Origin of the sequence: Salinarchaeum sp. Harcht-Bsk1, from assembly GCF_000403645.1 — an archaeon.
Taxonomy (GTDB): Archaea; Halobacteriota; Halobacteria; order Halobacteriales; family Salinarchaeaceae; genus Salinarchaeum.
In genome coordinates this window covers 1,697,686-1,710,476 of record NC_021313.1, presented here as the reverse complement: position 1 = coordinate 1,710,476, position 12,791 = coordinate 1,697,686, and the positions used below count along the sequence as shown (strand labels likewise).

Genomic DNA, 12,791 nt, shown 5'->3' with positions numbered 1-12,791 from the left:
CGATCGCGGAGCAAGTGGATGGCGGCACCGCGCATGCGATCGCTCACGGAGTTCGGCGACCTGACGCCTCGCAACCTCACCAAGCGCCAGCGACTGGTGGGTCTGCTCGCGATCGCGATCGGGTCGGTCGTGCTCTTCTACACCGTCTTCTACTACCTCGGGATGCGCACGCTCGAGGACCGCCCGCGGTCGATCTTCCACTCCCTGCAGATCGTCGTCGAGACGATGACGACGACGGGGTACGGGGCGGACTCGCCCTGGGACAGCCCGTGGATGAACCTCTATATGGTGGCGATGCAGTTCTCGGGCGTGCTCATCGGGCTCGCGACCCTGCGCGTGCTCGTCATACCGCTGTTCGAACAGACGCCGCTCAACCTCGACGACCGCCTCACGCCCAAACGCGATCACGTCGTCGTCGCGGAGTACAAGCGTGACACCGGGGTGCTCCTCGACGAACTCGAGACGCTCGACGTCGACTACGTCCTCATCGAGTCCGACGAGGAAGAAGCCAAGCGCCTCTCCGACGACGGCTACCAGGCCATCAACGGCGATCCAGAGGACGCGAAGGACCTCGAGCGCGCGACGATCCGCAAGGCCAGCCTGCTCATCACCGACGCCGGGGACGCGACCGCGAGCGTCGTCCTGACCGCGCTGGAGATGAACGAGGACCTCCGGGTCGTGAGTTTCACCGAGTCGGCGCGGCGGACGGCCGCACTCGCGGAGGTCGGCGTTGATCGCAGCGTCGCACCGCACGCCCTGATCGGCAGGCGCCTCGCGGAGAAGGCCACGACGCCAGTCTCCATCGATGGAGGGCCAGGCGGCGAGCGCCTGAGCGAGGACGTCGGCGGCGAGCGAGACGCCGGTGGTGAGGCCCCGTCGGCAACGAGCGGCGTCGGCGTTCGCGAGATCCTGGTCCGCCGGGACAGCCCGCTCCACGGCGTGCTCGTCGGCGAGTCGCCCCTCGCTGCGCACCCGTCGCTCACCCTCGTCGCCGGCTGGTTCGACGGTCACCTGCAGGTGCCGCCGGCGCCCGACGCGAGACTGACCCCGAACGCCGTTCTCGTCGTCGCCGGCCCCGAGGACGAGATCGACGCCCTCGTCGGCGAGGTCGGCGGCGTCAGTTCGCCGCAAGCGGCCCGCCACGAGCGGATCGTCGTCGCAGGGCTGGGTGAGGGTGGCCGAAGCGCCGTCGAGGTCCTGCCAGCAACGGCAAATGCGACGACGATCGACGAAGATGAATCCCGCGAGCCCGACGTCGTCGGTGACGTCACGGAGCCCGGGACGCTCGAGGCAGCGGGAATCGACGACGCCTCCGCGCTCGTCGTCACCGTCGACGACGACGCGAGCGCGCTCCTGACAATCGCGATGGCCCGCTCGCTGGCGCCCGACGTCGAAATCCTGGCGCGGGTCACCGACGCAGCAAAGACCGCCCCAGCGTTCCGCGCCGGCGCCGACTACGTGCTCTCCGTACAGCGAGTCTGCGCCCGCCTCGTCGCCAACGAGGTGTACGGCGAGCGGGTCGTCGACTTCGCCAGCCAGCTCCGGATCGTCCGCGTCGAGTCCGCAGCGTTCGTCGGCGAGACCCTCGGCGAACTCCGGGAGCGGCGCGACCGGGGCTGGACCGTCGTCGGCGTCGTGCGCAGCGACGGCGTCCGGACCGACGCCGGGATCGAAGTCGTCGAGAGCGACGAGGTCCTCGTGGCGGGCAGCGACGAGGCGATCCAGGAGTTCGAGCGGGCGGTCGGGTAGGTAGTTCCCCCGTCACCGTCCGAACCGACGGACGGCGCCGCTGCTCACTTCGTCGTATCGATGCCCGCCGCCTGGTTGATCGGGCACCGCTGTGTCGTTCCGGTGACGAGGAGGATCGCACCCACCAGGAGCGCGACCGCCCCGATCACTGCGCCGACCGCGAGGGAGCCGGCGAACGCCGCGACGCCCGCCACGACGGCGATGATTCCGACGACGATGCGCCCGGACCGGTCGAGCCCGCCGACGTTCTTGTTCATGGTGTGTCACCACGTACCACTAGGCGAGCGACGCACATAATGGCCACTCCCGGAGCCACGGGTTCGTCGGAGCGTCGAGCGCCGGATCGACCGTCCGAGGGCCCGCTGCCGGCGCGTCAGGCCGTGCTGACGATCTTGACGACGTCGCCCTCCTCCAGTTCCTTGTCGTCGCCGACGTCACGACTGGAGCGAGCGTCCACGGCGTGCAGGTAGCCCTCGCCGATGTCGGAGTGGACCGCGAAGGCGAGGTCCCGCGGCGTGGCGCCGCGGCGGAGCAAGTGCGCGTCGGGCAACACCGTCCCGGTCGCGTCAGTCCACTTGCTCTGGTCCTCGACGGGGTAGGCCGTGATCCGATCGAGCATGCCGTAGATAGCCTCGTTCAGTGCCTCCTGGACGCCGGTGCCGTCGTACGTCCGGACGGTGTCCTGCAGGTCCTCCAGGGCGCCGCGTTGCTCGTCGCTGACGTCGCCGACGATCTCGAAGTCATCGTCGCCGGGGTCGTAGTCGACCAGGTCCGCCTCCGCGGCCCTGCGCAAGGCCAGTTCACCCTCCGCCGTGGTGGGCACGACCGGCCGATCGAGGTCGAGCAGTCGCTCCAGGTGCTCGGCTGGCGCGACGTCCATCTTGTTCGCGGCCACGAGAATCGGCTTCGTCTCCCGCCGGAGGTGCTCGGCGAGGGCGTGGCGATCCTCGTCGTCCCAGTGCTTCGGGTCGTCGGGGTACTCGATCGCGCGGAGACAGGCGGCGACGTCGGCCTCGCTCGCACCGAACCCGGTCAGCACGTCCGCGAGCGCGTCGTCCACGTCGAAGTCTGGCGAGCGGGAGCGGCGCTCGATCGTCTCCCAGTTGCGATCGAGGATGTCCGCGAGCCACTCGACGAGTTCGGACTCGACGAAGTCCACCTCCTCGACCGGATCGTAGCTCCCGACCTCGACGGGTTCGCCCTCGGCGTTCGTCGCGCCCGCGGCGTCGACGACCGCGATCACCGCGTCGGCGTTGGTCAGTTCGTCGAGGAACTGGTTGCCGAGCCCGCGGCCCTCGTGAGCGCCGGGGACGAGGCCCGCCACGTCGAGGAGTTCGATCGGCACGTACCGCTTGCCGTCTCGGCAGGTGTCGTTCCCACAGCGCTCCTCGCGGTCGAGGCAGGGACACCGCGTCCGGACGTGGGCGACGCCGTGGTTCGGATCGATCGTGGTGAACGGGTAGTTGGCGGCCTCGACGGGATCGCGGGTCGCGGCCTCGAAAAACGTGGACTTGCCGGCGTTGGGCTTGCCCGCGAGCGCGACGGTCAGCATGGTTCGTCTCTGCCCGTGTCGGGCAACTGCCTTTCGCTTCGTGGGGCGGCGACGTCGCGGCGGAGTAGCGACGGTGCCCTCAGCGCTGGCGGCGAACGAGCAGCCCGGCGCTCGCGATCGCTGCCAGTAGCGCCACAGCGATCCCGAACCCGGGGACCGGGAGCCCCTCGCCGCTTCCACCGCCCCCGCCGCTCCGGAGTGCTGGCGACACGTCCTCGAGCGCGTCGACGGAGGGCGCGGTGACGATCCGTACCTGGTCGCCCTCGACGACGATCGCCACGGCCCCCGAGTGGTCGCTCGACTGGTTGAACCGGAAGACGCCTTCGCGACCCTCGACCGCAGCGGCGTCGTGGATGGCCAGCAACTGCTCGTAGGCGTCGGCGAACTCCTGGGCCTCCTCGCCGTCGGTCCAGGCGGTCCGCCAGACGGTCGCGGTGCCGTTGCCTCGCTCGAAGACGGCCATCCGGCCGCCGCGCCAGCCCTCCACGGGCGGCTGGTCGTAGTTGAGGGGATCGAAGTCGGACACGTTCCCGTCGGGGCCGTAGTTCAGGATCCCCATCGGGGAGACGACGTTCCGGGCGCCGCTGGTCTCGTACGTGGGCGCGATCACCATCCCGCCGATGCCTGCTGGTCCGGGACGCTCGTCGGCCGGTGCACCAGGCACCGTCAGCCGTTCCCAGTCACCCCGGCTGTCGTTCGTGATTTCCGGCTCGACGAGTTCGACCTCGCCGTACGTCTCCGGCGAGATGACGTAGAGCGCGCTCCGGGGAACGTCGGCGTACGTCTCGTTCACGGCCGCCCAGCCGCCCTCCCGATAGATCGACCGGACGAACGTCGGGCCGTCGCTGTAGGGCTGGAACTGCTCGAGGTAGAGCCCCCAGTTCGGCGGCGCGCTGGCGCTCGCTCCGCCCGAGCCACCGGTACCGTTCCCGCCGGCGGACTCGAGGGTCACGCAGGATTGGGCCCAGCGACCGGCCTCGCAGCGGTCGAGGTACTGGTTCTCGAGCCACGAGACGTCGCCCTCGATCAGTCCGAGCAGGCCGTTGTCCCGGTCCATCGTCACGTTGGACGGACGTTGGATGTCGAAGTGCTGATCCTGGAGCGCGTGGCCGACCTCGTGGACGAGTACGGTCTCGTCGACGGCCGAGCCCGTTCCCTCCTGCTCGATCACGACGATCCGATCGTCCTCGATACTGTAGTAGCCGGCGACGGTCTGAGAGCGGGAATCCTCGCGGACGCCGACGGAGTCGTTCGTCTGCCCGACGAGCAACATCGTCGAGAGCATGGCGTTGTCGAACCGGCGGGCGTCGGCGGAGACGTTCGCGAACTGTTCGCCGGTCGTGTTCGCGTACTCCTCGCGGGAGACGACCTCGACCGGTGGGACCTCCTCGAAAGTAAGACAGCGCAACGCCTCGGCGCGGGCGGACGTTCGGGCAGTCAGCCGCTCGAGTTCGGCTTCTGAGAGCCCGTCGCTCGCGGTGACGTCGATCGGTTCGTCGTACCAGTAGCCGTCGACCCAGCCGATCGTCCCGGACGTGCCGCCCGCGGGGTCGGCGTAGTCCGATGGCATCTCGGCGGCGCAGGAGGCCACGAGCGGATCCTCGCCGTCCTGTGTCGCTTCTGCTGTCGTGACGCCCGTGGCAGCGTCACTCGCCGCGACGCCCCCACCGAGCAATCCGATGGCAGCGACCGCGAGCACGGCGATCAGTAGCCAGCGAACGTGCGTCGTTTGGAAGGGCACGTTGTACATGTAGAAACGCTGGAGGAAATAGCCGTCGCCAAGTTGCGGACAAGTAGTCACCCGACTTTCACTCACACGAGGGGCGGGAAAGTAAACAATACTATCATTCAAATATAGAAAGATATAAGTATTTAATTCATGGATACTGAAGTGCATGGAACCGGCAATGTACGACAGCCTGGCGCATATGGCAGAAATCATTCCCCCTGCAATCGAATTTATTCCGATCAAGCTCGAGGGGAATCCCGGAATGTGCGGGCCGATGATTCTACTTTGTGGGTAGCCACGTGTAGCATTCAGCCAGCACAGGTATCTTATTGCTTCAATCCACTCGGGGGGTAGTCGTATCTGTCAGTGCGGTTTCAGCGCCACCAGGCGGTGCGGAGATATCGGCAGTAATTCGAGTACCCTGGTTACAATGGTATGTTCTGGTTCACAAAAGAGTGTGAGCCAAGGATGACACAACTCCTCCCTTCTCAGAGCTCCACCGCCAGCATCGTCTCGTCGACGTACTCCCCGTCGATGACGTAGTGGTCCTCCCGCACCGCCTCGATCGCCCAGCCGTGCTCCTCCAGGAACGCGATCGCCTCCTCGTTCGTCGCCGGCAGCGACTGGTACACCTTCTCGTACCCGCGACTCGCCGCCCACTGCAGCCCGCGCTGGAGGAGGTGGCTGCCGATACCGTTACCGCGGTACTCCTCGAGGACGCCGAGGGTCAGCTCGGCCGTGTGAGCGAGTTTCTCCAGTTCCGGGGAGCGAAGGTGGACCCATCCGACGACCTCGTCGTCGACGGTCGCGACGAAGAACATCCGTGACTCGATCTCGTTGTGCCGGAGCAGTGCCTGGTCGTGATCGACCTCCTGGGCCACCGACTCCGCGACGATGTACCTGCCGTCCTCGACGACCTGGCGCATCGCACCGACGATCCCGGTGAGGTCGGCCTGGCGTGCGGGCCGCACCCGGAAGGAGAGGTCCTCGCGGTCGTACTCCTCCTCGGTCTCGTCGGAGTCCACGGCGACCTCGAGGTGGCCGTCGTCGGTCCGCGCGAGGTAGCCGTTGCGCCGGAGGATCGCGACGTGGTGCCGGAACCCGCCGGCGTCGTGCGGCAGACAGTCGGTCTGCGCTACGTCGGGATCGACCGCGCCGTGTTCCTCGACGTACTCGTAGATCGACTTGCGATCGTCGTGGTCGAACTCAAGGGGCCGGCGAAGCGTCATGACCGTGTGATAGCGTCACACGCACATATAGGTTGGTGACGATTAGCACAGTTCGAGGTCAACCCAGCGTAACCACGTCGACCGAGACGTCGACGTCCTCAGGCGGCGTCGGGCCGCCGGGGAGCGTTCCGTTCGCCCCGGGGGCGTAGACGTCCGGCGCCCCCGAACTCGAACTGTTCGTGATGCTCCCCGGCGATATCGTCGTGTTCGACGGGGCGGTGACCGAGGGCGAACCGATCACGAGTCCGGTGCCGTCGTCCGTGACCTCCATATCGACGGGGACGGCACCGTCGGGCGTCTCGAACTCGACGATCGCGATGACGTCGTTGTAATCGGGGTCCTCCCCCGGGTCGTCGTCTGCCTCCGCCCAGGTCGCCGTCCGATCGGACAGTTCGAAGAGGAACACGGCCTCGTTGGGCCCGAGGTCGAGCGTTCCGTCGTCGTCCACCCTGTCGGCTGCACCCTGGTTGAGGATCTCCGCGGCGCTGCGTTGCTGGTCGCCAGCCGCGTGGACCCCCGGGACGTCGTCGCCGTCGAGCAGGACGCGGACGTTCGACGGGTTGTCACCGGAACTCGCGTTGACCTCGTTGTACGCGTCGTCGTAGGCCGAGGCCTCCGCCTGGTAGTCCTCCCACGTCTCGCCACCGTAGGTCCGCGTGTTGGCGTACTCCCACGGGCCCGACCGGGACCAGAGCGTCGAGGCGACCGTGAGCGTCGAGGTTTCTCCTGCCTCCTGGGTCCAGTCGTACGAGTAGGTCGCGTTCTGCGTGTCGTAGGAGTTGAGGTTGGTGAGCGTGTGGAGGCTGCCCGGATCCTCGGTCTCGTCGTTGGTGAAGGTGTGGTGGGACTGGCTCCCGTCGACGGTCAGGACCGAGGTCACGCTGATCGGGGCCCAGTACTTCCTGTCGTACCAGTCGTTGGTGCCGGAGACTTCGGTTCCGAGGACGCGCACGGTGCCGTTCCCGGCGCCGCTGATCGCCACGTCCCCGTCGCCCCCCTCGAGCGCGCCGAGGTTCACCACGTCGCTCCCCGTCTCGTTGCCGTAGTCGACGGAGATCGTGTAATTGCCACCGAGGGAACTCCCGTCGAACTGGAAGCTGACGGTCTTCGTCGCGCCCCAGCGAACCGAGACCGTCCGCGTCGGCGTCTCGGCGAACGTTACCTGATCGCCGGAGCCGTTCGCCTCGTACATCGTCAGCGTCGCGTTGTCGGTAGCGTTCGCGAGGCCGTCGTTGTCGAGCGTGGCGTCGACCGTGACGGTGCCGTCGTCCTGCGTCGCGTTCAGTGCCTCGACGCCGAGCGCGCTCCCGGACTCGCCGAGGTAGAACGCGCCCGTCACCGTCTCGGTGTCGTTGCCCGAGGCGAGTTCGATCTCGTACTCGTGCGTCTCGCCGGTCTCCAGTGCCGACACCTGACTCGGCGAGAGGGAGAATGAGTTGCTTCCCAGCTCGCCTGGGTCGAGACTGACCGGGACGTTCGCGTTGGGGCCGCCCTCGAGTCGGAACGCCACCCCGCCGTTCGTGGGGTCGCCGCCGACGTTTTCCACGGTCGTATCGACGGTGAAGGCGTCGTCCTCGGTGACGGTCGTGCCGGCGGTCGAGACGTTTCGCAGGCGGAGGTCGCCCGCGATCGGCGTCGTTTCCGTGCGGTTGCCGATCACGAACGCCGAGTGCAGCGTCCCGTTGGGGCCGTGGACCGCGTACTCGTAGTGGCCGACGGGGAGTGAACCCACGTCGAGTTGGAAGCCCACCGTCGTCGTCCCGGTGCCGTTGACGCGGATACCACTCGCCGTCCGGTTCGGTGCCGCGACGACCGGATCGGTGAACTCGAGTGTGACCGATCCCGTGCCGTTCTGGAGCCCGTAGTTCCGGAGGGCCGCCCCGATCGTGAGCTGTTGCTCACTTGTGTCCATCGTCTCGTTCAGCCTCGTGAGCCGGACCATCGGGCCGTGGGTGCCGGCCACGAACGAGCCGTTCCTGGCGTCGACGGTCGTTCCAGTGTCGTTCCGAACGGCGACGGTGTAGTTGTAGGTCTCGCCGACGGTCAACGACGCGTTGATCGTACTCGAGGAGACGTTGAAGCTCGTGCTCCGGTTGACGTCGAAGGCGTCGACGGAGACGGGCCGAGTTCGGGTTATCGACGTGCCGTCGATCCGAAGTTCGACGGTGCCGGTCGTGGCGGAGTAGTTGCCGTTCGCGACGTGGACCTCCGGCGTAAAGTGTTCGCCGGGCGACACTGCAACGGCCGCTCCGACGTACGGGATCGCGAGTCCATCGAAGTCGCGGGGCTCGGTGGCGTTCTCGATCGTGGCCTGGACGGTGTCGTCGTCCAGGCGAGTGACGGTGACGTTCGACGTCGTGTTGACCCGTTGCTCGAAGTGACGCTCCCAGCCGTCACTGTAGGGGCTGGAGACGGTGATGCGGAGGTCCGTGTAGTCCCGGGCGGGACACACCGTCAGGAGCGAGGACGTCTCCTCTGCGAGCCGCCGACGCGCCGATTCGTTCGGTCGCGCGACGAGCTGCCCGTCGTCGGTCGTCGTGGCCGCCGACACGGAGAGCACCGAGATGCGCGTCGTCCCACCGTCGTAGCTGATCGGCGGTGCGCGATCGACCGCGAGCCCAGCCTCGGTCTCCGCCCAGATCGCACCGCCCTCGTAGATCACCGCACGATCGCCACCCTGGTACCGGAGCGCGCCGAGCTCTTCGCGAACCGCTCTCGAACAGGTGTCCGGCCCGTCGTGCATCGAGATCGTGAGCGTGCCACCGTCGACGAGCCGACCGTCGACCGGGCCCTCGCCCATCGGGATCGCCTGGGGATCGCCAGTGACCGCCGCCTCGGAGAGCGCCGCGTGCGCCTGCTGGGCGGTGTCCTGCGTGAGCCCTCCCTGTGCGTTCTCCTGGACCGACTGGAGCGCCATGCCGCCGATCGCGATCGTCAGGAAGGCCCCGATGAGGATCGCACCGAGCAGCAGGACCAGCCCGATGATCTCGGACTGGCCCCGGTGCCGGGCGGTTCGCGCTTCGGTCCCGCCGCCCGCACCTGATCTCCTACTCATGGGACTGCAATTTAGGACTCAGGGCGTATAACTGTATTGTACGGGCCGAGACAGTTCGAATGAAAATAGTCTTCAGCGGCAATTTTGGATGGAAAATGAGGAATACGTGGTCTCGATACCGACGGCAATTGACCCACTCCAGTTTGACTACAACTTCTTCGCCAGCGAGGCCGATCCAGCGGGGGTTACCCGATCACGATCCCGCCGACGTCAACGTCGACCTCGTCAGGTTCGGACGGACTACCGGGGTCGGGGTTCTGTGGCTGCGGTGGCGAGGGTGCGCCGCCAGATCCGGGGCCTTGCGTGGTTCCGTTGACGTTGACCTGTTGTTCTCCCGTGTCGTTGACGTTCTGGGGATCGTCCGGCGCCGGTCCGATCGAGAGCGAGTGATCGCCGATGTGGAACTGAACGTCGCCGGGGTTGTCGGGGTTGAAACTCACCAGTGTGATGACGTCGTTGTAGTCCGGGTCCCCGTTCGTGTTGTGTGCAGCCTGCCACATGTCGCCGTAGTTGGCGGGGTCGTCGGTCATCTCGAAGAGGAAGATGGCCTCGTTGGGGCCGAGGTCGAGCGTTCCGTTGGGGTGGACGCGATCCGCAGCACCCTGGTTGAGCACCTCGGCGGCGCTGCGCTGGTCGTCGGAGGCGGCGTTGACGTTCGGCACCGCGTCACCGTTTCCGAGGACGCGGACCGATTCGACGTTGGAGCCCTGGCTGGCGTCGACCACCCGTGCCGGGGAGTCCCACGCACTCTCCGGCGGGTGTTCGTCGTGGATGTCGGGCGTCGACGGGTCGTTGTCGCTCCGCGTGTGCACGTGCTGGTAGCCGCCGGTCGTGAGCGACCAGATACGCGAGCGGACGGTGAGATTCGCGGTCTCGCCCTCGTCGAGCGACCAATCGTACGTGAACGTGTCCGTCTGGGTGTCGAACGTGTTGAGATTGTGCTCGTCGTGGGTGTACTGGTCGTCGTTCGCGTGATTGACGAACTGGTTCGCGTTCTCGGTGCCGTTGATCTCGAGAACGGTCGAGACCGTAATCGGAGACCACTGCTTCTCCGAGGGGGTACAGTCCCAGTTGCCGAACCAATCCTGCCAGCAGTACCCGTCGTCGTAGCCAGACACCTCCGTCCCGAGCACGGTGACCGAACCGTTCCCAGGCGTGGTGATCGAGACGTTACCGTTGCCGAGGTTCGTCCCGTCAACGGTGAATTCGCCGGTGGCGACGCCACGCGGATTGGAGCCGTACACGACCTCGTACTCGTAGGATCCACCGAGTTTGGATTCGTTCAGACGGAACGGAAGTACCGTGGCGTTCGCGCGACCCAGACTGATCTCGTCGGTGACCGTGCTGCCGAGCAGGTCGCCGGTGTCGGCGTCGTACAGTGAGAACGTCACGTTGTCGCCGTTCGGTTGCATACCGTGGTTGGCGAGCGTGACGTTGATCCAGCGGTCGTCGCCGATCCGCGTCGTGGAGTTCTCCTCGATCAGCAAGTGTGAGCCGGGGTAGAGCAGTACGAAGCTTCCAGGGAACCCCTGCTCGTCGTTGCCGTGCTCGATGGTGACGTTGTAGTCGTGGCTCTGTCGGGTCGGGAGATCGTCCACGTCATTGGCGGGGATCTCGAGCGTGACCGTGCGGCGGTCACCGCCGGGGATCTGTACGGACTGTTGCTGGCTCAGACTTGCGTCGCCCGGCAGATCGAGCGAGACGTCGGCGGTCGTCGCGTTCTGCGCGGTATTGTACAGCTGGAGGCTGACGTTGAACGGATCGCCGACGGTGACGTACTCCGCGGATGGGTCGATCGACTCCACCCGGAGGTCGCCGACGACAGTCCCGCTGCCCGAGAGGGTCGAGATGGTGAACGTCCGGTTGAGCGTAACGCCGCGATGACGGAGCTGGTAGTCGTAGGTGCCCGCTGGAAGACTCGAGACGTTGACGTCGAAGGAGATCTCCTTGGTGCCGCCGTACGCGGGAACGTCGAGGGGCGCAGTGACCGGCGACGGCATGTCGACGTCCTCGTCGGTGATCTGGAACTCGACGGTCTCGCCCGTCGCGTTCGAGGGGAACGTGTTGATGAGCGTTGCGTTCACGCTGAGGGTCCGCTCGCCGTTCGAGAGCGTGTGACTGTCGTCGAAGAACGTCACGTTGCCGCCCCCACCGTCCTCGAGGAAGAACCGTCCCGTGGTCGTACTGACCACGTCATCGTCGTCGTCCAGCAATCGGACGGTGTAGGGATGGCTCTGGCTGGGCTGGAGTCCCAGTAGGTTGACGAGATCGGCCTGCCGGTGGAGCGGCGATGCTGGCAGGCTCGTGGTTACGTTGCCGGTCGTCGGGACCTCGAACTCGCTGCTCGTCCAGACGTTTCCGTCTATCACGAGTTCGACGGTCGCGTTGCGTGGGCGGAAGTCGTCGTTCGTGACGGACGCAGTGACGTTGAAGTGATTGGGCAACGGCGCCGGACCGTTCGGCCCGACGACACGTGGAGCGTGGAAGCCGTCGAACCGGAGTCCTCGAGAGGCGTGGGCCGTCGTCGCGTTCTCGATCGTTGCGAAGACGGTGTCGCCCCTCGTCGAGACAGTGACGTTCGGTGTCGTGTCGACCTGCCGGTGGAAGTGCTGGGCCCAGAGCTCGTGGTACGGACTCGTGAGCGAGATGTTCACCTCGGTGAACCCGTTGCTGGGGCACTCCCGGAGCATCCGCGTCGTGTTCCGGGCCAGCGCCCGCTGGAGCCGCTCGTCGGGTCGTGCGATCTCGCCATCGAGGGAGGTGGCGTTGGTTGAAACACTCTGCACCGCGATGCGCGCCGTGTCACCGTCGTAGCTGATCGATGGGCTCCGCCGCACCGACAACCCGGCATCGGTCCGTTCCCAGACTGCGCCACCCTCGTAGATTACTTCCCCCTCTGGCGTGTCGTAGACGATCGATCCGAGATCCGTCTCGACGGGGTTGACGTTCGAAACCGTGCCCGAGCACGCCGCGCCGGCAGCGTTACGCATCTCGACCCGCATCGAACCGGTCGTCCTGACCTGGACGTCGACCGCGTCGGTAACCGAAAGTCGTCTCGCCTCGCCACTCGCCAGCGCCTCCGCGATCTGCTGGTGCGTCTGGACTGCACTGTCGACGGCGAGGTCGTGGCGTGACTGATCCTGCACGCTTTCGACCATGAAGCCGCCCATCAGGATCACGGCCGTCGCGCTGATGAAGATCATGCCGAGCAAGAGGACGATCGCGATGACGTCGGACTGCCCCCGCAGCCGATCGCCAGACGAATCGGCGTTCGTTGGTTCCAACGTGCGGGGGCGTTTATTCATGTTCGAAGTGCTTGTTCAGCCGTTAACTTAATATTAGCCAAATAATACCTACTTGTTACCACTTACATCATGGCCATTTTCACTATAATTTCATTATATTCCTATGCGTTCCAACTTCCGTTCGGAGGGGCTGGTGAGGAGTAAAAACCGGCTGCCGTCGAAAGGGTCGTGG

7 protein-coding genes are annotated in these 12,791 nt (G+C 66.4%); 1 reads left to right on the top strand and 6 read right to left on the bottom strand.

Features of this window, described 5'->3' with window-relative positions; genetic code table 11:
- Window positions 1–33 precede the first annotated feature (33 nt).
- Window positions 34–1,749 (top strand): TrkA family potassium uptake protein, encoded by a 1,716-nt coding sequence (locus L593_RS07690; RefSeq protein WP_020446381.1) that lies wholly within the window; start codon window positions 34–36, stop codon window positions 1,747–1,749.
- Between the two features lie 44 nt (window positions 1,750–1,793).
- Here the strand turns inward: L593_RS07690 and L593_RS07685 are convergent, their stop codons facing one another.
- From L593_RS07685 to L593_RS07660, 6 genes are all read right to left on the bottom strand, one after another.
- Window positions 1,794–2,006, bottom strand: a complete 213-nt coding sequence (locus L593_RS07685; protein WP_020446380.1) for a DUF2892 domain-containing protein — start codon at window positions 2,004–2,006, stop codon at window positions 1,794–1,796.
- 116 nt (window positions 2,007–2,122) lie between these two features.
- Window positions 2,123–3,301, bottom strand: a complete 1,179-nt coding sequence (locus L593_RS07680; RefSeq protein ID WP_020446379.1) for a redox-regulated ATPase YchF — start codon at window positions 3,299–3,301, stop codon at window positions 2,123–2,125.
- A 79-nt stretch (window positions 3,302–3,380) separates the two neighbouring features.
- Window positions 3,381–5,042 carry an Hvo_1808 family surface protein gene (locus L593_RS07675; RefSeq protein WP_144060728.1) on the bottom strand — a complete coding sequence of 554 codons (1,662 nt, stop codon included), beginning with the start codon at window positions 5,040–5,042 and terminating at the stop codon, window positions 3,381–3,383.
- A gap of 476 nt (window positions 5,043–5,518) precedes the next feature.
- A complete protein-coding gene (locus L593_RS07670; protein WP_020446377.1) occupies window positions 5,519–6,259 on the bottom strand; it encodes a GNAT family N-acetyltransferase in 741 nt (246 codons plus the stop codon).
- Window positions 6,260–6,317: 58 nt separating this feature from the next.
- Entirely contained in the window at window positions 6,318–9,314 is a 2,997-nt protein-coding gene (locus L593_RS07665; RefSeq protein ID WP_020446376.1) for a hypothetical protein, read from the bottom strand.
- A 185-nt stretch (window positions 9,315–9,499) separates the two neighbouring features.
- Window positions 9,500–12,598 carry a hypothetical protein gene (locus tag L593_RS07660; protein WP_020446375.1) on the bottom strand — a complete coding sequence of 1,033 codons (3,099 nt, stop codon included), beginning with the start codon at window positions 12,596–12,598 and terminating at the stop codon, window positions 9,500–9,502.
- Window positions 12,599–12,791: the final 193 nt, after the last annotated feature.

Excerpts from the sequence above, each read along its gene's own strand:
- L593_RS07690 (WP_020446381.1), top strand. The coding sequence starts at position 34 with ATGCGATCGCTCACGGAGTTCGGCGACCTGACGCCTCGCAACCTCACC.
- L593_RS07685 (WP_020446380.1), bottom strand. The coding sequence starts at position 2,006 with ATGAACAAGAACGTCGGCGGGCTCGACCGGTCCGGGCGCATCGTCGTC.
- L593_RS07680 (WP_020446379.1), bottom strand. The coding sequence starts at position 3,301 with ATGCTGACCGTCGCGCTCGCGGGCAAGCCCAACGCCGGCAAGTCCACG.
- L593_RS07670 (WP_020446377.1), bottom strand. The coding sequence starts at position 6,259 with ATGACGCTTCGCCGGCCCCTTGAGTTCGACCACGACGATCGCAAGTCG.
- L593_RS07665 (WP_020446376.1), bottom strand. The coding sequence starts at position 9,314 with ATGAGTAGGAGATCAGGTGCGGGCGGCGGGACCGAAGCGCGAACCGCC.